The sequence below is a fragment of the Achromobacter xylosoxidans genome, from assembly GCF_002192695.1.
GTDB classification, from domain to species: domain Bacteria; phylum Pseudomonadota; class Gammaproteobacteria; order Burkholderiales; family Burkholderiaceae_B; genus Achromobacter; species Achromobacter xylosoxidans_C.
In genome coordinates, this window is record NZ_MTLG01000104.1 from 33869 (window position 1) to 57878 (window position 24010).

Below are 24010 nucleotides of genomic sequence, written 5' to 3' on the forward strand. Positions count from 1 at the left end.
AATCATGTCGAAATTGGTATGGAATTTCCAATACATGCATTTCAGGCATAGTATCGGCGGCATGAGCGACACCCACTCCTTGCCCTATCTGCGCCGGCTGGACATGAACCTGCTGCTGACGTTCGACGCCCTGATGCGCACCCGCAGCGCCACGGCCAGTTCGGCCCTGCTGCACAAGACGCAGCCGGCCATCAGCCGCGAGCTGGCGCGCTTGCGCCTGCGGCTGGAAGATCCCTTGCTGGTGGTGGTGAAGGGCCGCTTCATCCCGACGGAACGTGCGTTGGAACTGCATTCGGCGGTGCACGACGCGCTGGCGCAGATCGAGTCCGCGCTGCGTCCGCCCGAGGCCTTCGATCCTGCCAAGGCTGGCGGCGTGGTCAATATCGGCACCGGTGCGCATAGCGAGATCCTGCTGGCCGCGCCCCTGATAGAACGCCTGCATCGCGCCGCGCCCGGCATCACGCTGCGCTTCCAGTCCGTGCACGGGGATTTCGTGCCCGACGACCTCGACGCCGAACGCCTGGACCTGGCCATCGGACTGTTCGGCAAGGTGCCGGCGCGGTTTCACCGCGATACGCTGCTCAAGGACCGGCGCGTCTGCGTGGTGTCGGCCAAACATCCCTGGGCTGGGCGGGGCGCGCTGACGCTGGCGGACCTGCCGTCCATCAAGTGGTTCGCCTTTGCGCAGATGTACGGCCGGGAGACCAACTTCGACCGCGCGCTCAAGCCGGACGCGGCCCGCATGGAGTTTTCGGCCTACCTGTCGGGTTTCGGCATCACGCCCTATGTGCTGCTGGACACCGATTACGCGACCACCATGTCAGCCAGCGTGGCGCGCGCGCACGCCCGGCATTTTCCGCTGGCGACGCTGGAGCTGCCCGCCAGCCTGCGCAAGATCGAATTGGTGATGGTGTGGCCGCGGCGCCTGCATACCTCGCCGCTGCAGGCCTGGCTGCGCGGGCAGATCCGCGAGGTGCTGCGGGAACGCGCGGACGTTCCCGCAGCCGCTGCGGCTTAGGAGCCGACCTTCTTGCCCGTGGCCACATCGATGGCCGAACCGTCTTCCAGGCTGACGCGGTAGATCTCGCGCACCACGTTGCCGGCGAAGCCGATCTCGACGATGGAGACGTCCTTGAAGGTGGTGTTGATGCCGTCCGGCAGCACGGCGTTGAACTTGTCGGACTCCTGCTTCATCGCGTCCTGCAGGCGCGCGTCGTAGGGCGCCATGCTGTAGACCAGCGTGGTGTGCGGGTTGTGCGCGCGCACTTCCTTGCCGTCCTGCATGATGTTCACGCCGCTCACGCCCATGGTCTTGACCAGATCCTTGCCGGCATCGCCCATCTTGGCGTAGACCGGGCCGGTGACGCGCGGCAGCGGGCCGTCGCGCAGCGGCGCCAGGGCGGCGGTGGTAACGGTGTTGTAGCGCATCATGTCCTCGAAGCCCTGGCCGCTCTTGACCACGCCCAGGTCCAGCCACCACGGATGGCCCGCGCCCTTGGCGGCTTCGGTGGGATAGAAGGTCTTCAGCGTGATCTGCAGCGGGGCCGGCGGCTTGGGCAGGGCCTTGAGCATGCGGGCGGGCGTTTGCGGGTCGGCGCTGTGGATGTGCACCACCGTCACGTGCGGCATGTTGGGCGTTTCGGCCTCGGTCTTCAGGCCCAGCGTGAGCAGGTCGGCCTTCAGCGTGCCGTTGATCTTGGCATCCAGGATGGCGTTGACGTCCTGGGGCAGGCGGTAGACCACGCCGTAGGTGGCCTTGTGCTCGCGGAACCCAGGCTGGTCCAGGGAGCTGTTGTCGATGGGGGCGGCGGCATGCGCGGCCGAGGCGGATACGAACAGGCCGAGGGCGGCCAGCTGGAAGACACGTTTGATCATGGAGATTCCTTTTGTTTGTGTAGGCCCGCGAGAGTCATCCGCAGTGTGGCCAGCGCGGATGTAATGCGTATTGCACCAAGCAAAAGAATTCCGATACCAGCCTGCGCATGCCCGATAGCTGGCGCGCGCCGGCTGATATCCGGCTACCCCAGAAAGACGATGGCCACGATGGCGATGCCCAGCAGCAGGTTGATGCCGACCCAGCGGCGGATGCCGCCCATGGCTTGTCCGCCCTGGGGCCAGTCCGCCGCCGCGACCGCTGCCCGCAGCTGCGGGTAGAGCACGAAACGGATATAGGCATAGATGGCCGTCATGACCAGGCCGCCCGAGGCCATGAGGGTCCAACTGCGCGGCATGAAGAAGGCCCCACCCGTCTGCGCGGCCTGGCTGGCTTCCTGGCCGATCATGAGCGCGCCGGAGAACAGGATCAGCACGATGGCCGCCAGCACGGCGTTCAGGAACGGCCCCAGCACCGATGCCATCAGCCGCAGCCGTACCGGCGGTTCCAGCTGCGCGGCCGCTGGCCGCAGGAAACAGTGCGCGAACAGCATGCCCCCGACCCAGAGGATCACGGCCATCAGGTGGATGAATTTGAGCGCGGCATAGAGCATGGGGGCAGACCTGTAGGGGGAATCCGTCCCCATCATATCCCCGTCAAGCGCGGCGCGCGGACTTGACCGGAATCATGGTTTTGCATTTAGAATGAGATTGATTTCTATTTGTGATTGATAGTTCAGGGAGCCTTTCGTGCCGAACCCCGCGGTCGCCGCCAGCGACAACGTCCAACTGCTGTACCGCGCTCATCATGGATGGCTGCATGGCTGGCTGCGTGCCAAGCTGGGCAACAGTTTCGACGCGGCCGACCTGGCGCAGGACACTTTCGTGCGGGTGCTGCGCCACCGTCACGAACTGGACGCCCTGCGCGAGCCGCGCGCCTATCTCACCACCATCGCCAAGCGCCTGCTGCTGAACCACCACCGGCGGCGCTCGGTGGAGCAGGCCTACCTGGAAGCCCTGGCCTTGATGCCAGAGGCGTTGGCGCCCTCGGCCGAGCAGCGCCTGATCATCCTGGAAACGCTGCAGGAAATCGACGAGATGCTGGCGGGCCTGTCCCTGCCGGCGCGGCAGGCATTCCTGATGGCGCAACTGGAAGGCTTGAGCCACGGCGAGATTGCCGCCCGGCTCAACGTGTCGCTGCGTACCGTGCACCGTTACATCGCCAAGGGATTCGAACAATGCATCATGGCGTCGATCTGAGCCCGCAGGCCGGGGCGGCGTCCGAGCCGCCCGCCGTCGAACGCAGCGTGGCGCGCGAGGCTGCACGCTGGCTGCTGCGGCTGAGCTCGGGCCGCGCCACCGATGCCGACCAGCGAGCCTGTGAACTATGGCGCGCCAGCAAGGCCGAGCATGAGCACGCCTGGCAGCGCGCGCAACGCGTGAACGAACGCTTCGGCCTGATTCCGGCGGCGCTGGGCATGGCGACCTTGAACCGCCCCGAGCTCGCGAGCCGCCGCGCCGCGCTCAAGACGCTGGTCGCGCTGGTGGTGGCCGGACCCGTCGGCTGGGCCGCCTGGCGCGCCGATCCGCTGGATTGGACCGCCGACTATCGCAGCGCGCCGGGCGAGCGGCGCGAAGTGGCCTTGGCGGACGGCTCCACGCTGCTCTTGAACACGGCCAGCGCCGTCGACGTGATGTTCAGCTCCACGGCCCGCTTGCTGCGCCTGCGCGCCGGCGAGATCGCGGTGCACGCCGTGGCCGATACGGCGCCCGCGCCGCGGCCCTTCGTAGTGCGCACGCGGCTGGGAGACATCGAGGCGCAGGCCTCGCGCTTCTGCGTGCGGCAGGAAGGCGGGCTGTGCCGCGTCAGCGTGCAGGAAGGGCGGGTCCGTATCGGCAGCGCCGCGCATCCGCGCAGCCTGGTCAGCCTGGCGGCTGGCGAACAGGGCAGCCTGACGGATCAGGGCGTGTCGCCGCCGTCACCCGCGGATCCGCATGCCAGCGACTGGCAGCGCGGCGTGCTGTACGCCCAGCGCATGCGCCTGGACGCCTTCGCGGCGGAACTCGGCCGCTACCGTTCCGGCATGCTGCGCTGCGACCCCGAGGCCGCGCACCTGCGCATCTCGGGCGCGTTCCAGCTGCGCGACACCGATGCGGTGCTGGCGGCGCTGCCCGCGACCCTGCCGGTGCGGGTGCGCTACCGCACGCCGTACTGGGTGACGATCACCTTGCGCGCGGCCGCCGAGGCCTGAATCCGCGCCGTTACAAAAAACTGGAGGGCCAGCTGTCCGATTCGGATTTCACGAGGGTCATGGTCTGTAGAGGCAAACGAATGCCGACACCTGTTGGATCGAAAGGACGACCATGGCTTATCTACCCGCCGGCCGCGCAAGCGGCTCCCGACCCGCCCGAGGCCTGCAATGCCGAATGACCCGCGTCGCCGCCGCCGTGCATGCCGCGCTGGCGCTGGCCGCCCTGTCCGCCGCCTTGCTGCCCGCAAGCGGCGCATGGGCCCAGTCCGCGCAGCAAATGCAGGCGCGCGGCTATCGCATTCCGGCGGGCGCGCTGGCCGAGGCGCTGCCGCGCTTTGCCGACAGCGCGGGCGTGACGGTGCTGTTCGATGCGGCGCTGGTGGGCCAGCGCCGCACGGCGGGGCTCGATGGGGTCTATTCCGTGAATGAAGGCTTTGCGCGCTTGCTGGCGGGCAGCGGCCTGGGCGTGCAGGAGCGCAGCGCCCGCGTCTACGTGCTGCAGGCGGTCACGCCCGCGGACGTGACGCAGCTGGCGCCCGTCCAGGTCGACGGCGAGGGGGCGCCGGTGATGCCCGCCTGGGAAACCAGCACCGACCGCAAGCGTTTGGACGAGCTGCAGGTCAGGGACTGGACCGACTTCGGCAGACGCGCCGAGCCCGGCGTGAACTTCAACCGCACGACCAACAGCATCAACATCCGCGGCCTGGACCAGGATCGCGTGCTGACGCGGGTGGACGGCATCCGCCTGCCGTGGCTGGACGACGGCGCGCGCGGCCTGAAGGGCGGGCTGGAGGCGGTGGATTTCAATAGCCTGTCGCGCCTGGACATCGTGCGCGGCGCCGACGCCAGCAGCGGCGGTTCCGGTGCGATTTCCGGCATGGCCGACCTGCACACGCTGCAGCCGTCGGACCTGCTGACCGACGGCAAGACCTTCGGCGCGCTGGCCAAGACCGACTACGACACGGCCGACAGCAGCTGGGGCGCCAACGCGGCCTTGGCCGGCCAGATCCACAGCAATACGTTCTGGCTGGTGCAGGCCGGCGTGCGCAACGGCCATGCCCTGGACAACCGCGGCGACGTGGGCGGCTACGGCCCCAAGCGCAGCGAACCCAGCCCCGAAGATTACGACCAGCGCAGCTTCCTCTTGAAGCTGCAGCAGCGCGTCGAAGGCGGCCATCGCTTCGGCCTGACAGGCGAATACTTCAAGCGCAATGCCGACATCGACAGCATGTTCGAGCAGGGCGCGGGCACCAGTTACCTGTACGGCGAGAACAGCACCCGCAAGGAAACCGAACGCCAGCGCGTGTCCTTGGACTACTCGTACAAGGCGCCAGGCGAGGGCAGCCTGATCGACACCGCCACCGCGGTCCTCTATTGGCAGCGCTTGCAGCTGGACAGCTCGCTGAGCGGCGTGCGCAGCGTCGATTCCCGCGCCTACCGCTGGCGGGGGGATCCCTACTACTACGGCTATCCCAGCGGTCCCTACGGCCGTAGCAACTCCATCCGACAGACGATGTTCGGCTTCAACGGCGAAGTCACCAAGCGGCTGGCGGGCGCGACGGCTTCTCAGCTGTGGACGATAGGCGGCGAGTGGTACGGCAACAAGACCGAGCAGTACTCCAGCGGCTACGACAATTGCCCCGCGATTCCTCCCGGCACGGCGGCGCCCCTGGGCCCGCGCCTGTGCGACATGCTGCACACCAACCAGGCCGATGTGCCGCAATCCAAGGGCAATCAATGGGCCCTGTGGGTGCAGGACGAATTCAGCTTCGCCGACGGCCGCTACACCGTCATGCCGGCGCTGCGCTATGACCACTACGAACAGAAGCCGCAATCCACGGCCAGCTACGAAAGCAACCCGAACGCGGGCGCGCTGCCGCCGTCCAACAGCGGCAGCCGCTTCTCGCCCAAGCTGCTGGCCACCTGGAAGGCCGCGGACGAGCTGAGCCTGTATGCCCAGTACGCCTACGGCTTCAAGGCGCCCAGCCCGACCCAGCTCTACACCAACTACGGCGGCCCCGGCACCTACCTGCGCGTGGGCAATCCCTATCTGAAGCCCGAAACCAGCAAGGGCTGGGAGCTGGGCGCCAAGATCGGTTCCGATTCACTGGGCGGCGCGGTATCGTTGTTCGACAACCGCTACCAGAACTTCATCGATGGCGACGTGCCGTTGAACGCGTCCTCGCCCCAGTGGCAGCCGGGCTGGGCTGGACAGTATCCCTTGGGCGTGACCGGCAACGTCAATCGCGCCAAGGTGCGCATCTATGGCGCCGAAGCCAGCGCGCACTGGAAGTTCTCGCCAGGCTGGCGCACCTGGGGTTCGCTGGCGTGGGCCGTGGGCAAGGACGAAAGCACGGGGCAGTACCTGAACTCCGTGGCGCCGTTGAAGGCGGTGCTGGGCCTGGGCTACAGCCGCGACGCGTGGGGGGTGGATGCCATGCTGACCACCGCCCTGAAGCGCGACAAGGTCGAGTATCCCGAGGCCACGGCCACGGCGCGCAATCCCGATTTCCAGGCGCCCGGCTACGGCGTGGTGGACCTGATGGGCTATTGGCGTCCGGCCGCGGTGAAGGGGCTGCAGGTGCAGGCAGGCGTTTTCAACCTGTTCGACAAGAAGTATTGGGAGGCCATCAACGTGCCGACCGCCGGCGCCATCGCCATTCCGCGGCCGGTCGATTGGTACACGGAACCGGGGCGCAGCCTGCGCGTCTCACTGACATACCAGTATTGATCCAGACCCGCCGCCGGTCCGGGCAATGCCGGGACGGCGGCGGTCTACGCAAACCTTAGCAACGGCCGGAGGGCCCACGATGAGCAACACCGATTTCATGTCCCGCGCCCAGGAACTGCGCGCCCGCAACGAGGCCCTGGCCGCCTCGCAACCCAAGCTGCGCGCCCGCAACCTGGCGCAATCGCTGGGCGTATCCGAAGCCGAGTGGGTCGCGGCCGAATGCGGCGGCCTGAAGGCCACCGCCCTGCACGGCACGCCCCAGGAGATCTTCCGCGAACTGGGCACGCTGGGTCCGGTCATGGCGCTGACGCGCAACGACTGGTGTGTGCACGAGCGTCACGGCGTGTATGAGGACATCCAGGCCGACGGTCCGGTAGGCCTGGTGCTGGGGCCGGACATCGACCTGCGCGTCTTCTTCACGGCCTGGAAGTCGGCCTGGGCGGTCGAGCAGGACGGCCGCCACAGTCTGCAGTTCTTCGACGGCGCGGGCGTGGCGGTGCACAAGGTCTATCGCACCGAGGCCACCGATGCCACCGCCTACGATGCCCTGGTCGCCAAGTTCGCGGGCGAGGCGCAATGGCCCGAGACCCAGCCCTATGCGCCCGCCGCCGACGCCGACCGAGTCGAGGACGGCGCGCAATGGCGCGAGGCCTGGCTGGGCATGCAGGACACGCACGAGTTCTTCCCCTTGCTGCGCAAGTTCAAGGTGTCGCGCCTGGCCGCCCTGGCGGCCGCGGGCGAGGATCTGGCGCAGCAAGTGCCGGCCGACGCCGTAGAACGCATGCTGGAATCCGCGGCGCAGTCCGGGCTGTCCATCATGTGCTTCGTGGGCAACCGCGGCATGATCCAGATCCATACCGGCCCGGTGCAGCAGTTGCGCCGCACCGGCCCTTGGTACAACGTGCTGGACCCCAAGTTCAACCTGCACCTGGACACCACCGCCATTGCCTCGGCCTGGGTGGTGAACAAGCCGACCTCGGACGGCTGGGTCACCTCGCTGGAGCTGTATGCCGCCACTGGCGACCTGATCGCGCAGTTCTTCGGCGAACGCAAGCCCGGCAAGCCGGAACTGGCGCAATGGCGCGAACTGATGATCAGCCTGTGCAGCGTGCCGCTGGCCGCCTGAGCCCATAAGGACGTAGCGATGAAAAAATGGTTGGCAATGGCGGCGGGCTGGGCAATCGCGCTGGGCGCGCACGCGGCGCCGCCCGCCCGGGTGGTGACCCTGGGCGGCTCCGTGACCGAAATCGTGTATCAGCTGGGGCAGGGCGGCAAGCTGGTGGGAGACGATCTCTCCAGCCTCTATCCCGAGGCCGCGACCAAGCTGCCGCGCGTCGGCTACTACCGTTCGGTACCGGTGGAAGGCGTCTTGTCGCTCAAGCCCGACCTGGTGCTGGCCTCTGAGCAGGCCGGGCCGCCGGACGCGCTCAAGCGGCTGGCGGACGTCGGCGTGCGCGTCGTCACCGTGTCGGACGCGCCGTCGGTGGCTTCGCTCAAGTCGCGCATCCGCGGCATAGCCGACGCGCTGGGCGTGGCGTCGGCGGGCGAACGCATGGTGGAAGACGTCACGCGCGAGCTCGCGCGCGCCGAGGCGGTGCCCGCGACGCGCGCGCGGGCGCTGCTGCTGATCAACCGCACAGGCTCGCCGCAGGGCGCCGGCCGCGACACCGCCGCCAACGAAGTCATGCACCTGGCGGGTCTGGTGAACGTGCTGCAAGACCAGCATGGCTACAAGCCCTTGTCCGCCGAGGCCATGGGCGCGCTCGCGCCCGACCTGATCATCGTGACGCAGGCATCGCTGGACGCTGGCGGCGGCATGGACGCCTTTCTGCGCATGCCCGGCATCGCGTCCACCCAGGCGGTCGCGAAGCGGCGCATCGTCGTGATGGACGACCTGCTCATCCTGGGCATGGGACCGCGCCTGCCGCTGGCGCTGACCCAGCTCAAGCAGGAGGTTGCGCATGTCATGGCGCGTTAGCGCGCCGCTGGCGTTGGGCCTGCTGGCGACGGCCCTGATGCTGGCGGTGGTGGCCGCGACCGCCAACGGCGCGGTGGCGATCCCCTTGCGCGAGCTGCCGTCCCTGCTGTGGGGCGCGCCCACGCCGGAGACCGCCCTGTGGCGCAATGTGCTGATCGACATCCGCTTGCCGCGCGTGCTGTTCGCGCTGGTGGCGGGCGCCGGCCTGGCGGTGTCCGGCGCGGCCATGCAGGCGCTGTTCCGCAATCCGCTGGCCGAGCCCGGCCTGATCGGCATCTCGGCGGGCGGCGCGCTGGGGGCGGTGGCCGCCATCGTGCTGACGTCCGGCGGTTTCTGGATCACCGCGCCCGCCGCCTTCGCCGGCAGCCTGCTGGCCACGCTCTGCGCCTACGCGGTGGGCCGGCGCGTGCCGGGCGTGGCGGGGCTGTTGCTGGCGGGCGTGGCCATCACGGCCATGGCGTTCAGCCTGATCGGCCTGTTCACCTTTGTTGCCACCGATGCGCAACTGCGCGACCTGACGTTCTGGAACATGGGCAGCCTGGGCGGCGCGAATTGGAAGGTGCTGTCGTTCCTGGGACCCTGGGTGCTGCTGGTGAGCCTGTGGCTGATGAGCCAGTGGCGCGTCATGAACGCGCTGCTGCTGGGCGAACGCGAGGCCCAGCATCTGGGCTACACGCTCAAGCGTGTGCGGGCCAGGCTGGTGCTGGCCAGCGCGCTCATCGTCGGACCCCTGGTCGCCGCCACCGGCACCATCGTCTTCGTCGGCCTGGTGGTGCCGCACCTGGTGCGCATGACGCTGGGCGCCAATCACCGCTGGCTGCTGCCCGCGACCATTCTGGCCGGCGGCCTGGCGCTGATCCTCGCGGATTGGCTGGCGCGTACCGTGGTGGTGCCGGCGGAACTGCCTATCGGCCTGGTGACCGGCCTGGTGGGCGGACCGTTCTTCCTGTGGCTGCTGGCGCGCGGACGGAGGATAGGATGACCCTCCGCGCACGGAACCTGACCGTCAACCGCGGCGGCGCCCGCATCCTCACCGACGTATCGCTGGAGATCCGCCCGGGAGAAGTCGTGGGCTTGCTGGGCGCCAACGGGGCCGGCAAATCCACCTTGCTGGGCGCGCTGTCCGCGGAACTGGCTGCCGATGCAGGCCAGCTGAGCCTGGGCGAGACCCCGCTTGCCGCCATGCCGCACCGGCAACAGGCGCGCCGCCGCGCCGTGCTGCCGCAAAAGCCCGGCTTGAGCTTCGACCTTGGCGTGCGCGAGGTGGTCGCCATGGGCGCCTATCCGTTCCCGGAATTGCCGCCATCCCTTGTGGACGCACTGGTGACGCAGACGCTGGGCGAGGCTGACGCGGCCCATCTTGCCGCGCGGCGCTATCCCGAGCTGTCCGGCGGCGAACAGCAGCGCGTCCAGTTCGCCCGCGTACTGGTTCAATGCCATGCCGCGCGCGAACACAACGAGCCGCGCTACCTGTTGCTGGACGAACCCACCGCCAGCCTGGACCCCAAGCACCAGGGCGACCTGCTGCGGCGCTCCTGGGAGCTGGCCCACGCAGGCAATACGGGCGTACTGGTGATCCTGCACGACATGAATCTGGCCGCCCGCTGGTGCGACCGCCTGCTGCTGCTCAGCGGCGGACGCGGCATCGCCCAGGGGACGCCGGCAGAGGTGCTGACGCCGGCCAATCTGTATCTGGCCTACGGCATCGACGCGCAGGTGATCGCGCATCCCCTGCAGGCTGGCCGCCTGCTGGTGCTGACGGCGTGACTCGGGGCGCGGGGCCGGTAAAATAGGCGATACCCCGGTATTCGCCTTTTTCAACATTTACCCAACAGGACCCCGTGTCATGCCTACTTTTGACGTCGTCTCCGAAGTCGACAAACACGAACTCTCCAACGCCGTCGACCAGGCCAACCGCGAACTCGCCACCCGCTTCGATTTCAAGGGCACCGACGCCAAGTTCGAGCTCGACGAGTTTGTCGTGACCCAGGTCGCTTCCAGCGCCTTCCAGCTCAAGCAGATGCTGGACATCCTGCGCGGCCGCCTGTCGGCCCGCGGCATCGACGTGCGCTGCCTGGACGTGGCCGATCCCCTCGAAAACCTGGGCGGCGCCCGCCAGAAGGTCACCATCAAGCAGGGCATCGAACAGCCGGTGGCCAAGAAGCTCATCGCCGCCATCAAGAACGCCAAGCTCAAGGTGGAATCGCAGATCAACGGCGACAAGCTGCGCATCAGCGGCAAGAAGCGCGACGACTTGCAGACCGCCATCGCGCTGCTGAAGAAGACCGACGTCGACCTGCCCTTGCAGTTCGAAAACTTCCGCGACTGATCCGCCCCGCGCCAGGGTGCCGCGCACCCTGCGGACCTGGAGGGGCCATGGGACATTCCAACGAGTTGCAGCTGGTGGTCGAACTGGTGCGCGCCGGCGGCATGTCCGCCGCCGCCCGCGAGCTGGGCGTCACGCCGGCCGCGGTCAGCAAGCGGCTGGCCCAGATCGAGGCGCGGCTGGGCGTGCGGCTGGTCAACCGCAGCACGCGGCGCCTGAGCCTGACCGCGGAAGGCGAGGTCTACCTGGAGAACGCCCGCCGCATCCTGGGCGAGATCGAGGACCTGGACCAGCTGATCGCCAGCCGCCAGGACAGTCCGCGCGGCCTGCTCAAGGTCAATGCGCCGCTGGGCTTCGGCCGCAGCTACATTGCGCCCGCGATTGCGGAATTCGCCCAGAAATATCCCGAGGTGTCGCTGCAATTGCAGCTGACCGACAGTCCCGCGGACTTCGTGCAGGACGCCGTCGACGTGGCGGTGCGCTTCGGCGATCTGCCCGACACCCGCCTCATCGCCCGCAAGATCGCGCCCAACCGGCGCCTGGTCTGCGCGTCGCCGGGCTACCTGAAGACCCACGGCATTCCCGCCACGCCGCACGACCTGGCGCGGCACCAGTGCATCGTGCTGCGGCAGAATGAAGCCGCGTACGGCCTGTGGCGTTTCACCAAGGGACGCCGCAGCGAGACCGTGAAAGTGCGCGGCAATCTCAGCAGCAATGACGGCGAAGTGACGTTGACCTGGGGCCTGGCCGGCCTGGGCATCCTGCAGCGCGCCGAATGGGACCTGGCGCGCTATCTGCGCAGCGGCAGGCTGGTGCAGGTGCTGGAGGACTACGCCTTGCCGCAAGCCGACATCTACGCCGTCTTTCCGGAACGCCACCATCTGTCGGCCAAGGTGCGCGTGTTCGTGGACTTCCTGGTGGTTTACTTCAGGAAGGGCGCGGAAGACCAGTGGTGAGCCCGGCCGTGGCTCAGGCCGTCCACAGGTGCTGCGCCGCGTAGGCGCGCCAGGGCCGCCAGCCTTCGGCGCGGGCCAGCAACTGCGCGGGCGTATAGGTCCGCGCTTCCAGCCTTTCCAATGCGCGGATCAGGCCGATGTCGGCGGACGGAAACGCGTCCGGCTCGCGCAGCTGGCGCAGGGCGATGTATTGCGCCGTCCATTCGCCCACCCCGCGTATCGTGCGCAAGCGGCGTACCGCGTCGTCCAGGCCGGCGGCGGCGTCGAACAGATGCCGGTCCGCCACCGCCGCCGCGGCGACTGCCGACAGGGTTGCGGCGCGGCTGCGCGGCATGCCTAGCGAGGCCAGCTCGGCGGCGGCCACGGCTTCAGGCAAGGGGAACACATGCGTCAGCGCGCCTTCGGGACGCGCCATGACCGCGCCGTGCGCGGCCACCAGCTTGCCGGCCAGGCGGATGGCCGCGGCCACCGTGATCTGCTGGCCCAGCACCGCGCGCATGGCCAGTTCGAAGCCGTCCCAGGCGCCGGGCACGCGCAGGCCGGGCCGCGCGCGGATCAGCTCCGTCATGACGGGATCGCTGGCGAATTGCGCGGCGATGGCGACGGGATCGCTGGCCAGGTCGAAGACGCGGCGCAGGCGCGCGATGATGGCCGGCAGCGCCTGCAGCCGGGGAAATCGCACCGTGGCCTCGAGCGCATCGCCGCGGCCCGGGCGCACCGTTACCGTGCCCTGGCTGCCGTCCAGCAGAACGCTGCGGGCATAGCTGTCGTCCGTGACCTGTTCGATCCCGGGGATCGCGCGCAGCCGCAGGAAGGCCAGCATGGCATCCCAGTCGTAGGGCGGGCGGTAGCGCAGCAGCAGCTTGATCTCGCCTTCCTGCGCCGCGGACACGTCCGGCTTGCCGGATCGGCGCAACTCCCCGGGGGCGCGCGCGAACAGGTCGTGGAAGATTTCATTGAAGCGGCGGATGCTGCCAAAGCCCGAGGCGAAGGCGATCTCCGCCATCGGCAGCCGGGTCTCGTGGATCAGCTGCTTGGCCAGCAGCACGCGCCGCGTCTGGGCCACGGCCACGGGCGAGGCGCCCAGGTGCTGGCGGAACTGGCGCCGCAGCTGGCGTTCGCCCACGCCCAGGCGCTGCGCCAGGACGTCCACGCCGTCCTCGTCCAGCGCGCCCAGCTCGATCAGCTGCAGCGCGCGGGCGACGCCGTCCGGCAGTTCATGTCCCGGCCCGACTTCCGGCGCGGTCTCGGGCCGGCAGCGCAGGCAGGGGTGGTAGCCGGCTTCCTGTGCCGCCGCCGCGGTGGCATAGAACGTGACGTTCTTCGACAATGGGGTGCGCGCCGGGCAGACCGGGCGGCAATAGATGCGCGTGGTCTTCACGGCGGTGAAGAAGCGGCCGTCGTAACGGGAGTCGCGCACTTGGATGGCGCTGTAGCAGGCGTCGTGGTTCAGGTCCATGGGATCATGCTAACGCCGCGGCGGGCGTTGGATCTAGCGGTTTTCGGACAGTGTTGTGGATGCGGCATTCCTGTCCGAAAACCGCCAGCGCAGGGCTTGCTCCACAGCCTATATTGTTTGCGTCGATCATCGCAGGAGGCCATCCCATGCCAGCCCGTACCCAGACATTTCTGCTTGAACGCGTACCCACGCCCATCGGCCTGATGCTGGTCCTGAGCGACGAGCAGCGGCGCCTGCGGGCGGTCGACTGGGAGGACTACGAAGCGCGCATGCATCTGTTGCTGCGCAGGCAGTACCGCCATCAGAACGTGGAGCTGCGCGATGCGGCCCAGGCCTCGCTCGCGCGGCGCGCGCTGCTGGATTACTTCGACGGCGACGTGCGCGTCATCGACGCGCTGGATGTGGCCACGGGCGGCACGGACTTCCAACGGGAAGTGTGGCGGGCGTTGCGCGAAGTGTCGGGCGGCCAGTCGATCAGCTATGGCGCGCTGGCGCATCGCATTGCGCGTCCCGCAGCCGTGCGAGCGGTGGGCGCGGCCAATGGGGCGAATCCCATAGGCATCGTCGTGCCTTGCCACCGCATCGTGGGCGCTGACGCCGCCCTGACCGGTTACGGCGGCGGACTGCACCGCAAGCGCTGGCTGCTGGATCACGAGAAGAGATGGCTTGAAAATTCTTGTGACAGGGTTGAATAGATTTGTAGCTTGTTAAGCATCTGATGGGCATATCATGCGTCCCCTTCAGAGCAACCCGCAACAGGAAACAAAGATGTTTATGCCGCGCCCCTTGCGCATGTCCGCAGTTCTGGCCGTCACGCTGGCGCTCGCCGCGTGCGGCGACGATAGCGCCAAGAAGGAAGCGAAAGCGCCCGAGGCGGCCACCGCCCAGGCCGAGATCACCAAGTACAACCAGTACGTTGACACCGCCAACAGCATTTCCACGACTTTCGAGCAGGCGCTGGAACGCCACGAGGCCTATGCCGTCCCGGCGCTGAAGGAAGGCAAGCCGCTCAAGGATTTTGTCATCAGCAATGATTCGACGATCCAGCGCACCAAGGAGAAGCTCGACCGCGCGCTGGCGATGACGACGCCCATCGCCGAGATCGACGCGCCGGCCAAGGAATTCTCGGATGCGTTGGGCAAGCTGGCGCCGCTTAGCCACGAACTGCAGAACTATGCCGCAGCCAAGACCTTCCTGTCCGACAACGGCGCGCTGGCGCGCGAGAAGAGTCCGGCCTATGTCGCGGCGCTGACCGAAGTCGTGAAGGCGGAGAACGGCTTCTACCGCGGCATCTCCATCAAGGACACGGCCAACACCAAGGAAGCCTTCGAGAAAGCCAAGAAGGACACGGTCGCCTACTACCGCGCCGGCATGGTCTATTACGGCAAGGCCACGATGGACAAGGCCTCGGGCGTGTTTGAGGGCAAGGGCCTGGGCGCCGACCAGGACGCATTCAAGCAGGAGCTGGACAAGATGAACGAAATGGCGCTGGGCTTCGACAAGAAGACGCGCGAAGCCGACGCCAAGGGCTGCTCCGGCATGATGATGAACGTCAACGGCTTCCTGGCCTCCGGCCGCAAGATCCTGGAACACACCAACAATGGCCGCTACAAGGAAGACGCCGCGCGCACCGGCGCGTTCAAGATGATGCGTCCCACCATCGAAGACGACGCCAACAGCCTGCGCCAGAACTTCAACAACCTGATCTCCGACCTGAACATCGGCCGCTGCTGATCGCAGCGCGCCCGCGGCCGGTTCATGGCCGCAACCTGACACAGCGCCCCATGCGGGCGCTGTTTTTTCACGTGCGTCCGGTTTCTCTGTCTGCCATCTTCAACTCCAGGTTAAAAATGTTTTGAATTCCATTGCGCCCGCCGCCCGCGGGCCTCAGTACAGTGCCGACAGCATCTCACCAGCAAGGAGCCCAGTCGGCACATGAAGACCTATCGCATCGCAACCATCCCCGGCGACGGCATCGGCAAGGAAGTGATTCCGGCCGGACAACGCATCATGCAGGAACTGGCCCGGGACGGCGGCCTGAGCTTCGAGTTCGAGGATTTCGACTGGGGCGGCGACTACTACCGCAAGCACGGCGTGATGATGCCGGCCGACGGCCTGGACGCGCTGCGCGGCAAGGACGCCATCCTGTTCGGTTCTGCCGGTGATCCGCACATCCCCGACCACATCACCCTGTGGGGCTTGCGGCTGAAGATCTGCCAGGGCTTCGACCAATATGCCAATGTGCGTCCCACGCGCATCCTGCCCGGCATCGACGCGCCGCTCAAGCGCTGCGCGCCGGGGCAGCTGGACTGGGTCATCGTGCGCGAGAACTCCGAAGGCGAATACTCCGGCGTGGGCGGCCGGGTGCACCAGGGTCATCCGCTGGAAGCCGCGACCGACGTGTCCATCATGACCCGCGCGGGCGTCGAACGGATCCTGCGCTTCGCCTTCAAGCTGGCGCAATCCCGTCCGCGCAAGCTGCTGACGGTAGTCACCAAGTCCAATGCGCAGCGCCACGCCATGGTCATGTGGGACGAGATCGCCACGGAGGTGAGCCGCGAGTTTCCGGACGTGACCTGGGACAAGGAACTGGTCGACGCGGCCACCGCCCGCATGGTGAACCGCCCGGCATCGTTGGACACCATTGTCGCCACCAACCTGCACGCCGACATCCTGAGCGACCTGGCGGCGGCGCTGGCCGGCAGCCTGGGCATCGCGCCCACCGGCAACATCGATCCGGAACGCCGCTATCCCTCCATGTTCGAGCCGATCCACGGGTCCGCCTTCGACATCATGGGCAGGGGCCTGGCGAATCCGGTCGGCACCTTCTGGTCCGTGGTCATGCTGCTGGAGCACCTGGGCGAAACCCAGGCCGCCGCGCGGCTGATGCAGGCTATCGAAAGCGTGACCGCCGATCCGTCGCTGCATACGGGGGACCTGGGCGGAACCGCGACCACGGAGCAAGTCACGGCGGCGGTATGCGCGAAGCTGGCCGCTACGGCCAAGGCCAAGGCCGCATAAGCGAAGCAGACCCGTAGCAGGCCCGAGGCGGGACCGGGGCACGAGACCCAGGCCCGCTGCAGGTTCCACGACAAAAAGCGAATTCCATTCGTACCGAGGAGACAAGCATGCTCAAGAAAACGAACCCTGCGCGCGTTCTGGCGCTGGCCTGCCTGGCGGGCCTGTCCTTCGCCGGCGGCGCGCAGGCGCAGGGTTATCCGGCCCGCCCCGTGAACCTGGTGGTGCCGTTTCCGGCCGGCGGCACCACTGACGTGCTGGCGCGCGCGCTGGGCCAGGAGCTGGCCAAGAGCCTGGGCCAGCCGGTGGTGGTGGAGAACAAGCCGGGCGCGGGCTCGACCCTGGGCGCGGACTACGTGGCCAAGGCCGCGCCCGACGGCTACACGCTGCTGATGGGCGCCGTGCATCACACCATCGCCACCAGCGTCTACAAGAGCCTGCATTACGACTTCCAGAAGGATTTCGCGCCGGTGACTACCGTGGCCCTGGTGCCCAACGTGCTGGTGGTCAATCCCAAGCTGCCGGCGCAGGATGTGAAGTCCTTGCTGAAACTGGCGCAAGGCCAGCCGGGCAAGCTGACCTATGGCTCGAACGGCATGGGCACGGGACAACACCTGATCGGCGCGCAGTTCGAAAAGGAAGGGCATGTGCAGCTGCTGCACGTGCCCTACAAGGGCAGCGGTCCGTTGACCACGGATCTGCTGGGCGGCCAGATCGACATGTCCTTCGACACCGTGACGCCGGTGCTGGCGCACATCCAGAGCGGCAAGCTGCGCGCGCTGGCCGTCACCACCAATCAGCGTTCGGCCGCGCTGCCCGATGTGCCCACCATGGAGGAGGCCGGCCTCAAGCCCTTCAACATGGGGACCTGGTTCGGCGTGCTGGCGCCGGCGGCCACGCCCGCGGACGTGGTGGCGCGGCTGAATGCAGAGATGGTCAAGATCATCCGTTCGCCCGACTTCTCGCGGCGGATGGCCGAGATCGGCGCGGTGCCGATCGGCGACACGCCTGCCGAGATGAAGGCGCGCATCGGTACGGACACCGAGAACTACGCCAAGCTGGTCAAGGACGCCAAGGTCGCGATCAACTGAGCGCGGCGCCGGGTCAGGCGCGGATCCAGCCGCGCGCGATCGGCAGGGCCAAGACCCTGCGGTACAGGCCCTGCGCCACACTGGTGGCAGGTTCGCCGCAGCGGCGCCATGCCATGGCGGTCAGTCCGGCTGCCATGGGCGCGAGCAGAAGTCCGCCCAGGATGTCCAGCGGGAAATGCACGCCCAGGTAGACGCGGGAAGCGCCCACCAGCACGGCCGCGGCCAGCGCCAGCCAGCCCCAGCCGGCCCAGCGCCGGTCATAGATCAGCGCGCACGCCAGCGTGGCGATGATGATGGTGTGATTGCTGGGAAACGACGACGTCGCCTTGTGCGGGAAGAAGGCGTGTCCCAGGCCGATGACGAAGGGCCGCGCATGCGGCCACAGCGCGCCGCACAGGTAGCTTGCGAACAGCGCCATGGCGATGCTGACCAACGCTTTCAGTGCGATCTCGCGCTGCGGCCGGCCCCCCCACAGCCACAGGGCGGCCAGCACGGCCGGCACCAGCAGGATCAGCCGGTTCGCCACCAGCATGGCGGCGTGGATCTGCCAGACCGGGGTGGCCGGGTCGGCGTTGATCGAAAGAAAAAGGGACTGGTTAAGGCTCTCAAGGGAATTCATGACTGGTCATCGCGGCGTAATGAAACGATTGCCGCGATGGTAATGATCCCAGCCGTCAGTCCGCTTACAAAAGGCGGCGGACTGCCTTCTTTTACTTCTGGATGCGTTTGCCCTGCGCGTCTATCACGGCTTCGCCGTCTTCCTTGGCGAAGGCGCCTTGCTGCGGGGCCGGCAGGATGTCCAGCACCAGTTCCGACGGGCGGCACAGGCGCGCGCCCAGCGGCGTAGCGACAAAGGGACGGTTCAGCAGGATGGGATGCTGCTCGATCGCGTCCAGCAGCGCGTCATCCGAGAGGGACGCGTCATCCAGGCCCAGTTCCTGATAGGGCGTGCCCTTCTCGCGCAGGGCCTCGCGCACGCTGACGCCGGCCTTCTTGAACAGCGCCTTCAGGGTGGCGCGCGAGGGCGGCGTTTCCAGGTACAGCACGACTTCGGGTTCGATGCCGGCGTTGCGGATCATGGCCAGAGTGTTGCGCGAGGTGCCGCACTTGGGGTTGTGATAGATGGTTACGTCGGACATGGAAGCTCCTCTTTCCGGTAGATCGTCATGCAAGGCTGTGAGCATAGTGCATCCGCGCCGGGCCTTCAGGCGCGCAGCCTCTTGCCCAGCCGCCGCCAGCCTATCACCGCGCCGGTCAGGCTGAGCGCCGCGCCGCCCAGGCTCAGGAATACCAGGAGGGCGTCCCACAACGGGCGGCGCGACAAGAGGCCAGTCCAGTCCCAGCTATGCAGAAAGGCAAACAGCCAGCGGCTGGTGCGCGAACCGCTGTCCTGCCGGCTCACGATCTGTCCCGTGCGCGGGTCCAGATAGACCCAGGTAGCCTGGGGATCGTCATAGGTCAGCCGCCATACGGGAAGCGGCTTCTCGACATGGCCCAGCATCGCGTGCTCGTCGCGGGCGTAGTAGTAGAAGTCGTAGGCCTGCAGCGTTTCGGCGCTGGCGAGCCGGGCGCCGGGGACCAGCCGGGCGGCGGCGGCGCGCAGGGCCGCCGGGTCGAACGTGTAGGGCTGCGCGTTGCCGGCCGACAGCACCAGCGGGGCGCCTGCGGCGCTGCGCGCCAGCACCACGTCCTGGCCGTCGGCGCGGGCCCAGCGCAATTCGCGCGGGGCCGCGGGCAGGGCTGCGATCAGTGCCCCGGGAGCGGCCAGCGTGTTCCCCGGCGCGCCGGCGTAGGCCGTCTGGGCCAAGGGCGGCGCGCCGCTGCTGAACAGCTTCCACGGGTTCATGGACATCAGCCCGCTGAAGATCCAGGTGATGGTGATGGCCGCGAACAGCAGGCCGCTCAAGTGGTGCCAGCGCATCATGCTTTCGCGGTAGGGCGAGCGGCTGCCGCTGGCATAGGGCCGCGCAAAGCGCCAGCGCAGGATACCGACCACCGTGCCCGTCACCGCCAGCAATACGCCGGCGACCGACAGCCACACCACGATGTCGTGCCACCAACCGTCCAGCGCATTGCCGCGGAACGGATACAGCCAGTGGATCCAGGCGCCCGCGTAGTTCCAGACGCGTTCGGCGCGGGTGGCGTCCAGCACCACCATGCCCGTGGCGGACGAGATGTAGAGCCGCGTATGCGCGGGATCGTCCAGGTCCACCCGGTGCAGCGGCCGGTCGGGGCCGAGCGCGCGTGAATGGGTGTAGGCGTCTTCGTCCACCGTGCCCTGGTAGCGGGCGGCATACTCGCCGCCGGACCAGGCGTGCGCCGTGGCCAGCGCGGTCGCGGCATCGGCCTGGGGCAGCAGCGCGCCGCTGGCGGCGTCCACCATTCTGGGCGCGCGGCGCGCCTCGCCGGGAATCACGTAGACCGGCGCGCCGCCGCGGGCGGCGGCCAACGCCATGCCGGCGGCGTCCTTGGCGCCCGCCGCCGCCAGCGCCTGCGCGGGCGTGACGGTGATCGCCGTGGAATCCAGCGCGGGCAGGTGCGTCAGGCGTTCCTGCGGCGTGAGCTTGGGATAGCCCACGTACATCATCACCACGCCGGAGATGAACCACATGGCGAAGAACAGGCACAGCACGATGCCCGCCCAGCGATGGATCAGGTATAGCCAGCGCTTGGCGCGCGCCGACAGCGGCGGTCCGGCGCGATGGCGGGCCGGGGAGGGATGTGTCGTGTTCATGGCGGTCTGTCCTGGCGCGCCGCTCAGAAGCGGGCCTGCAAGGTGAGCTCGAACGAGCGGGGCGCGCCCAGGTAGTACATGGTCGGCGTCGCGTTCGCGGCATAGACCTTGTCGGTCAGGTTGCGCACGCGCGCCGTCACGCTGAGGTTGCGGTTGATGCGGTGCGACAGCGCCGCGTCGAACACGGTGTAGGACGGCGTCCAGACGCTGTTGGCGGCGTCCGCGTACATGCGGCCGACGTAGCGCGCGGCCATGCTGGCGGTCCAGTCGGGCAGGAAGGCATAGTCCAGCCAGACGTTGGCCAGGCGGCGCGGGGTGTTGGTGGGCACGTTGCCGTTGCGCGATACCGCCACGCCGCCCACGGATTGCGAGAAGTCGTCGTACTTGGGATCGACGAAGGCGACGTTGCCCTGCAGCGACAGCTGCGACGTCAGTTGCAAGCCGCCGGCCAGTTCGATGCCGCGCGCCGATTGCGCGCCCACGGGCACGCTGACGCCGGGGTTGTTCGGGTCCGAGGTCGCCATGTTCTTGCGCTTGATCTCGTAGAGCGCCACCGTGGCCGAACCGCGGCCGTCCCAGAAGTTGAACTTGCCGCCCACCTCGGCCTGCCTGCCGGTGGTGAGCTTGTCATTGTTCAGCACATCGGCGAACGAGGCGGTGGCCAGGATTCCCGAGGGAGGATCCGCCGCCGTGGCGTACTGCGCGTACAGCGAGGCTTCCGGACTCAGCTCCCAGTTCACGCCCAGCCGTCCGGTCAGCGGCGAGTAGCTGCGCTGCGCGCTGGCGGGCGAGGCGGCGGTGACGGCGCGGCGGTTGGTCAGGTCCATGTCGATGAAGTCCTTGCGCAAGGCCGATACGATGGCCACGCCCGGCAGCACCGTGGTGCGGTTTTCCATCGTCAGCGCCAGCGTGCGGATGCGGTTATCGCGGTCGGCGACGTGGCCGCGCTTCATGCCGGGGATGTCGTAGAAATCGCCGGGCGAGAAGTCGTAGGGATCGACTGCGTCCACTTGCGCGGGCAGGCTGGTGGGATAGCGCGTGATCTTGTTCTGGCTGACGTCCACGCCGAAGGACCAGTCGCTGGGCAGGCCGGCCAGGGTGGAACGGTACAAGCCTTCCACGCGGTTGCCGATCAGGCTTTGTTCGTGCCGTTGCAACAGCGCCCCGGAACGCAGCACCAGGCTGTTGCCGGCATTCAGGCGGTAGTTTTCCAGGTTGCGGTAATCGCGTTCGGCACGGTAGTAGTAGAGCGTGTTCTTGAAGGTCAGATTGGAGCTGGCGCGCCATTCGGTCAAGGACCGCGCCCACAGCACCGACTGCTCATACAAGCCGTCGTTGACGTTGTAGTTCTTGAAGCGCGTGCCATCCAGGATGCGGCCCGCGCCTTGCACCACGCCGTTGGCGTCGGTTTTCAGGGGCGTGCCCCAGTAGGGGCGGTCGACCTGTTCGCGTTGGTACTCGAAGGCAAAGGTCTGGGTCACGTCCGCGCCCAGGTCGGACAGCAGCGAGGCGGCAACCTGGCTGGCGCGGGAATGATTGCCGTCGACCCAGCCGTGGCTGGAACCGGTGTTGGCGTCGATGCGCAGATAGTGGCCGCGGCCGCCGGGCTCGCCCGCCAGTTGCTGGTTCAGGCCGACCGACGCCTGGCGGCTGTCGAACGATCCCACCCGCAGCTGGCCGTCGTAGAAGGTGTCGCGCTCGGGCAGCTTGGTGACGTAGTTGATGGCGCCGCCCACCGCGCCCGCGCCGAACAGGAAGGTGGAGGGGCCGCCTATCGCTTCGACCCGGTCGTAGATCCAGCTGTCTACCGGCCGCGCGGCGATGGAGTCGTACTGCACGGAAATGCCGTTGAACAGCTGCGAGACCTGGCCGCCGGAGAAGCCGCGGTAGCTGACCGCGCCGGCATTGCCGGGCGGGGAGGCATTGTCCACGCCGGGAATGCCGCGCGCGATCTCCTGCGTGTTCAGGGATCCGCGGGCCTCGATCTGCTCGCGCGAGATCACGGTGACGCTGGCGGGCGTTTCGCGCAGGGTCAGGCCCAGGCGGCTGCCGGTGCTGTCGCGCGCGTTCAGGTCGATGGGGCCGTTGGGCGCGGGCTCTTCGGCGGCGGCGCCCTGCACGGTGGTGGGCGCCAGGGTGGGCACGGCGGGTTCCGTGGTCAGGGCCTGGGCGGAGCCGCTGGCGAGCGCGGCCAGCAGCAGGGTGTAGGTCGTGGTCTTCTTCATGTCTGGAACCGGTGGTCCGGCCCGCGCGCCCGGCGGCCCTCGCAAAAGCGGGCTGGCCGGGACGCATGAGCCTGAATGACGGCACGCATCCGGACGCGCCGGGGGCGCGGACGGAACGTGGCGGCGGGGTAGCAGCGGTGGACGCAAGCCGGCCGCCGTCAGGCGGCGGGGTGCGCCGGCTCAGGCCGCGGGCGGTGCGCGCGGCTGGGCCGCGCTCCAGGCATGAAGAGGATGCGCCGCAAGGAAGAACAGCGGCGGATACGTGATGGCGCGCCCAAGCGGAGCGGGCACGACGGGAACGGGGGTGGGCAGAATGCCCACGTCGGCGTTGGGGTTGCGGCAAAGCGGGCAATGATGGCTGTCGCCATGATCGTCGGCCTGGGTGCCGTCATTGCTGCCGCCCGGCACCTCCAGGGTCAGGGACGCCTGCCCCGCGCCTTCGCTGGTGCAGAAGTCGACGCTGATGCGATGGGCGTTGTGGCTGGCCGGAGACAGGCTCAGCGCATGCGCCAGCGACGGCGCCAACGACGCCCACAGGATCGCGACGAGCGCGATCCACACGGCGGGGCGGGTCAGGTAGGCAGCGGAGCACATGGCGCCCGATTATATCGGAGCAGATGGGGCTGCCGTCCAGGGTTTACCAGGAAAAATCGAGGCCCGGCGCAGGCCCTAGACCGACAGATGCCGCCGCACGTCCTCGCCGTCGATGGCGCCGCGGTCGCCGCGCGCCACCACTTCGCCGCGCGACAGCACCACGAACTGGTCCGCCAGCTCGCGGGCGAAGTCGAAGTACTGTTCGCACAGCAGGATGGCGATGTCGCCGCGCTGGCGCAGCAGGTGGATGACGCGGGCGATGTCCTTGATGATGGACGGCTGTATGCCTTCGGTGGGCTCGTCCAGGATGATGAGCTTGGGCTCGGCCACCAGGGCGCGCGCGATGGCCAGCTGTTGCTGCTGTCCGCCGGACAGGTCGCCGCCGCGGCGCGACAGCATGGTCCGCAGCACGGGGAACAGTTCGTATACCTCTTCCTTGATGCGGCGGGCGCGCGCCGCCGGCTTGGTTGCCATGCCCATCAGGATGTTCTCTTCCACCGTCAGCCGCGCGAAGATGTCGCGGCCCTGGGGCACGTAGGCCATGCCGCGCGCGGCGCGCTGGTGCGGCGCCAGGCGCGTGACGTCCGCGCCGTCGAAGGCGATGCCGCCGCGCGCCACCGGCAGCACGCCCATCACGCATTTGAGCAATGTGGTCTTGCCCACGCCGTTGCGCCCCAGCAGCGCCAGGCATTCGCCCTGGCGCAGGGACAGCGACACGCCGCGCAGCGTGTGACTGCCGCCGTAGTATTGGTCGATCGCGTTCACGTCCAGCAT

Annotated in this window: 23 protein-coding genes; 14 read left to right on the forward strand and 9 right to left on the reverse strand. The window is 68.3% G+C overall.

Annotation, left to right across the window (positions count from 1 at the left end; genetic code table 11):
* The first annotated feature begins 61 nt into the window (after positions 1 to 61).
* Positions 62 to 1018 carry a LysR family transcriptional regulator gene (locus BRO63_RS24735; protein ID WP_088142327.1) on the forward strand — a complete coding sequence of 319 codons (957 nt, stop codon included), beginning with the start codon at positions 62 to 64 and terminating at the stop codon, positions 1016 to 1018.
* Here BRO63_RS24735 and BRO63_RS24740 read toward each other — a convergent pair.
* Together BRO63_RS24740 and BRO63_RS24745 are read right to left on the reverse strand one after the other, a co-directional pair.
* Positions 1015 to 1875 (reverse strand): hypothetical protein, encoded by an 861-nt coding sequence (locus tag BRO63_RS24740; protein ID WP_088142328.1) that lies wholly within the window; start codon positions 1873 to 1875, stop codon positions 1015 to 1017. The two genes, BRO63_RS24735 and BRO63_RS24740, sit on opposite strands and share 4 nt — an antisense overlap.
* Positions 1876 to 2018: 143 nt before the next feature.
* Positions 2019 to 2486, reverse strand: coding sequence for a CopD family protein (locus tag BRO63_RS24745; RefSeq protein WP_088142329.1), 468 nt, complete (start codon positions 2484 to 2486; stop codon positions 2019 to 2021).
* Positions 2487 to 2622: 136 nt separating this feature from the next.
* Here BRO63_RS24745 and BRO63_RS24750 point away from each other — a divergent pair, with 136 nt between their 5' ends.
* From BRO63_RS24750 to BRO63_RS24790, 9 genes are all read left to right on the forward strand, one after another.
* On the forward strand, positions 2623 to 3132 hold the full coding sequence (locus tag BRO63_RS24750) for a sigma-70 family RNA polymerase sigma factor (RefSeq protein ID WP_054451641.1): 510 nt from the start codon (positions 2623 to 2625) through the stop codon (positions 3130 to 3132).
* Positions 3111 to 4124 carry a FecR domain-containing protein gene (locus BRO63_RS24755; RefSeq protein ID WP_088142330.1) on the forward strand — a complete coding sequence of 338 codons (1014 nt, stop codon included), beginning with the start codon at positions 3111 to 3113 and terminating at the stop codon, positions 4122 to 4124. Before BRO63_RS24750 ends, BRO63_RS24755 begins: the two co-directional genes overlap by 22 nt.
* 112 nt (positions 4125 to 4236) lie before the next feature.
* Positions 4237 to 6855, forward strand: a complete 2619-nt coding sequence (locus BRO63_RS24760) for a TonB-dependent receptor (RefSeq protein ID WP_373557795.1) — start codon at positions 4237 to 4239, stop codon at positions 6853 to 6855.
* Between the two features lie 79 nt (positions 6856 to 6934).
* Positions 6935 to 7981, forward strand: coding sequence for a hemin-degrading factor (locus BRO63_RS24765; RefSeq protein ID WP_088142332.1), 1047 nt, complete (start codon positions 6935 to 6937; stop codon positions 7979 to 7981).
* A gap of 18 nt (positions 7982 to 7999) precedes the next feature.
* Positions 8000 to 8833, forward strand: coding sequence for a heme/hemin ABC transporter substrate-binding protein (locus BRO63_RS24770; RefSeq protein WP_088142333.1), 834 nt, complete (start codon positions 8000 to 8002; stop codon positions 8831 to 8833).
* A 37-nt stretch (positions 8834 to 8870) separates the two neighbouring features.
* Positions 8871 to 9815: a FecCD family ABC transporter permease gene (locus tag BRO63_RS24775; protein WP_088142409.1), complete on the forward strand. Its 945-nt coding sequence runs from the start codon at positions 8871 to 8873 to the stop codon at positions 9813 to 9815.
* Positions 9812 to 10600: a heme ABC transporter ATP-binding protein gene (locus BRO63_RS24780; protein ID WP_088142334.1), complete on the forward strand. Its 789-nt coding sequence runs from the start codon at positions 9812 to 9814 to the stop codon at positions 10598 to 10600. The genes BRO63_RS24775 and BRO63_RS24780 overlap by 4 nt, the downstream gene beginning before the upstream one ends.
* Positions 10601 to 10679: 79 nt before the next feature.
* On the forward strand, positions 10680 to 11162 hold the full coding sequence (locus BRO63_RS24785; protein WP_054451634.1) for a YajQ family cyclic di-GMP-binding protein: 483 nt from the start codon (positions 10680 to 10682) through the stop codon (positions 11160 to 11162).
* Positions 11163 to 11209: 47 nt separating this feature from the next.
* Complete coding sequence (locus BRO63_RS24790) at positions 11210 to 12115, forward strand: LysR family transcriptional regulator (RefSeq protein ID WP_088142335.1); 906 nt, start codon at positions 11210 to 11212, stop codon at positions 12113 to 12115.
* A 13-nt stretch (positions 12116 to 12128) separates the two neighbouring features.
* Here the strand turns inward: BRO63_RS24790 and BRO63_RS24795 are convergent, their stop codons facing one another.
* Positions 12129 to 13574, reverse strand: coding sequence for an AlkA N-terminal domain-containing protein (locus BRO63_RS24795; RefSeq protein WP_088142336.1), 1446 nt, complete (start codon positions 13572 to 13574; stop codon positions 12129 to 12131).
* Between the two features lie 146 nt (positions 13575 to 13720).
* On the opposite strand from BRO63_RS24795, the gene ogt reads away from it, so the two are divergent.
* The 4 genes from ogt to BRO63_RS24815 all read left to right on the forward strand — a co-directional run bounded on the left by ogt (position 13721) and on the right by BRO63_RS24815 (position 17683).
* The gene (ogt, locus tag BRO63_RS24800; RefSeq protein ID WP_088142337.1) at positions 13721 to 14269 is read left to right on the forward strand and encodes a methylated-DNA--[protein]-cysteine S-methyltransferase; all 549 of its coding nucleotides are present in this window, start codon (positions 13721 to 13723) and stop codon (positions 14267 to 14269) included.
* 73 nt (positions 14270 to 14342) lie between these two features.
* Complete coding sequence (locus tag BRO63_RS24805; RefSeq protein WP_088142338.1) at positions 14343 to 15308, forward strand: DUF3829 domain-containing protein; 966 nt, start codon at positions 14343 to 14345, stop codon at positions 15306 to 15308.
* A 201-nt stretch (positions 15309 to 15509) separates the two neighbouring features.
* Positions 15510 to 16595, forward strand: coding sequence for a tartrate dehydrogenase (locus BRO63_RS24810; RefSeq protein ID WP_088142339.1), 1086 nt, complete (start codon positions 15510 to 15512; stop codon positions 16593 to 16595).
* A 107-nt stretch (positions 16596 to 16702) separates the two neighbouring features.
* Positions 16703 to 17683 (forward strand): Bug family tripartite tricarboxylate transporter substrate binding protein, encoded by a 981-nt coding sequence (locus BRO63_RS24815; protein ID WP_088142340.1) that lies wholly within the window; start codon positions 16703 to 16705, stop codon positions 17681 to 17683.
* Between the two features lie 13 nt (positions 17684 to 17696).
* On the opposite strand, the gene BRO63_RS24820 is transcribed toward BRO63_RS24815, so the two are convergent.
* The 6 genes from BRO63_RS24820 to urtE form a co-directional block, all read right to left on the reverse strand.
* On the reverse strand, positions 17697 to 18302 hold the full coding sequence (locus tag BRO63_RS24820; protein ID WP_088142341.1) for a phosphatase PAP2 family protein: 606 nt from the start codon (positions 18300 to 18302) through the stop codon (positions 17697 to 17699).
* A 91-nt stretch (positions 18303 to 18393) separates the two neighbouring features.
* Positions 18394 to 18822: an arsenate reductase (glutaredoxin) gene (gene arsC / locus BRO63_RS24825; protein ID WP_088142342.1), complete on the reverse strand. Its 429-nt coding sequence runs from the start codon at positions 18820 to 18822 to the stop codon at positions 18394 to 18396.
* A 65-nt stretch (positions 18823 to 18887) separates the two neighbouring features.
* A complete protein-coding gene (locus BRO63_RS24830) occupies positions 18888 to 20417 on the reverse strand; it encodes a PepSY-associated TM helix domain-containing protein (protein WP_088142343.1) in 1530 nt (509 codons plus the stop codon).
* 23 nt (positions 20418 to 20440) lie between these two features.
* On the reverse strand, positions 20441 to 22642 hold the full coding sequence (locus BRO63_RS24835; protein ID WP_088142344.1) for a TonB-dependent receptor: 2202 nt from the start codon (positions 22640 to 22642) through the stop codon (positions 20441 to 20443).
* A 180-nt stretch (positions 22643 to 22822) separates the two neighbouring features.
* Complete coding sequence (locus BRO63_RS24840) at positions 22823 to 23236, reverse strand: DUF2946 family protein (protein WP_088142345.1); 414 nt, start codon at positions 23234 to 23236, stop codon at positions 22823 to 22825.
* Between the two features lie 75 nt (positions 23237 to 23311).
* Positions 23312 to 24010 (reverse strand): urea ABC transporter ATP-binding subunit UrtE, encoded by a 699-nt coding sequence (gene urtE, locus BRO63_RS24845; RefSeq protein WP_088142346.1) that lies wholly within the window; start codon positions 24008 to 24010, stop codon positions 23312 to 23314.

Bases quoted from the DNA above. Each gene is read 5' to 3' on its own strand.
- BRO63_RS24760 (WP_373557795.1), top strand. From the start codon at position 4,237: ATGGCTTATCTACCCGCCGGCCGCGCAAGCGGCTCCCGACCCGCCCGA.
- BRO63_RS24735 (WP_088142327.1), top strand. From the start codon at position 62: ATGAGCGACACCCACTCCTTGCCCTATCTGCGCCGGCTGGACATGAAC.
- BRO63_RS24795 (WP_088142336.1), bottom strand. From the start codon at position 13,574: ATGGACCTGAACCACGACGCCTGCTACAGCGCCATCCAAGTGCGCGAC.
- BRO63_RS24785 (WP_054451634.1), top strand. From the start codon at position 10,680: ATGCCTACTTTTGACGTCGTCTCCGAAGTCGACAAACACGAACTCTCC.
- BRO63_RS24830 (WP_088142343.1), bottom strand. From the start codon at position 20,417: ATGAACACGACACATCCCTCCCCGGCCCGCCATCGCGCCGGACCGCCG.
- ogt (WP_088142337.1), top strand. From the start codon at position 13,721: ATGCCAGCCCGTACCCAGACATTTCTGCTTGAACGCGTACCCACGCCC.
- BRO63_RS24775 (WP_088142409.1), top strand. From the start codon at position 8,871: ATGCTGGCGGTGGTGGCCGCGACCGCCAACGGCGCGGTGGCGATCCCC.
- urtE (WP_088142346.1), bottom strand. From the start codon at position 24,010: ATGCTGGACGTGAACGCGATCGACCAATACTACGGCGGCAGTCACACG.
- BRO63_RS24805 (WP_088142338.1), top strand. From the start codon at position 14,343: ATGTTTATGCCGCGCCCCTTGCGCATGTCCGCAGTTCTGGCCGTCACG.
- BRO63_RS24820 (WP_088142341.1), bottom strand. From the start codon at position 18,302: ATGAATTCCCTTGAGAGCCTTAACCAGTCCCTTTTTCTTTCGATCAAC.
- BRO63_RS24755 (WP_088142330.1), top strand. From the start codon at position 3,111: ATGCATCATGGCGTCGATCTGAGCCCGCAGGCCGGGGCGGCGTCCGAG.
- BRO63_RS24810 (WP_088142339.1), top strand. From the start codon at position 15,510: ATGAAGACCTATCGCATCGCAACCATCCCCGGCGACGGCATCGGCAAG.
- BRO63_RS24840 (WP_088142345.1), bottom strand. From the start codon at position 23,236: ATGTGCTCCGCTGCCTACCTGACCCGCCCCGCCGTGTGGATCGCGCTC.
- BRO63_RS24815 (WP_088142340.1), top strand. From the start codon at position 16,703: ATGCTCAAGAAAACGAACCCTGCGCGCGTTCTGGCGCTGGCCTGCCTG.
- BRO63_RS24770 (WP_088142333.1), top strand. From the start codon at position 8,000: ATGAAAAAATGGTTGGCAATGGCGGCGGGCTGGGCAATCGCGCTGGGC.
- BRO63_RS24740 (WP_088142328.1), bottom strand. From the start codon at position 1,875: ATGATCAAACGTGTCTTCCAGCTGGCCGCCCTCGGCCTGTTCGTATCC.
- BRO63_RS24765 (WP_088142332.1), top strand. From the start codon at position 6,935: ATGAGCAACACCGATTTCATGTCCCGCGCCCAGGAACTGCGCGCCCGC.
- BRO63_RS24835 (WP_088142344.1), bottom strand. From the start codon at position 22,642: ATGAAGAAGACCACGACCTACACCCTGCTGCTGGCCGCGCTCGCCAGC.
- BRO63_RS24780 (WP_088142334.1), top strand. From the start codon at position 9,812: ATGACCCTCCGCGCACGGAACCTGACCGTCAACCGCGGCGGCGCCCGC.
- BRO63_RS24790 (WP_088142335.1), top strand. From the start codon at position 11,210: ATGGGACATTCCAACGAGTTGCAGCTGGTGGTCGAACTGGTGCGCGCC.
- BRO63_RS24745 (WP_088142329.1), bottom strand. From the start codon at position 2,486: ATGCTCTATGCCGCGCTCAAATTCATCCACCTGATGGCCGTGATCCTC.
- arsC (WP_088142342.1), bottom strand. From the start codon at position 18,822: ATGTCCGACGTAACCATCTATCACAACCCCAAGTGCGGCACCTCGCGC.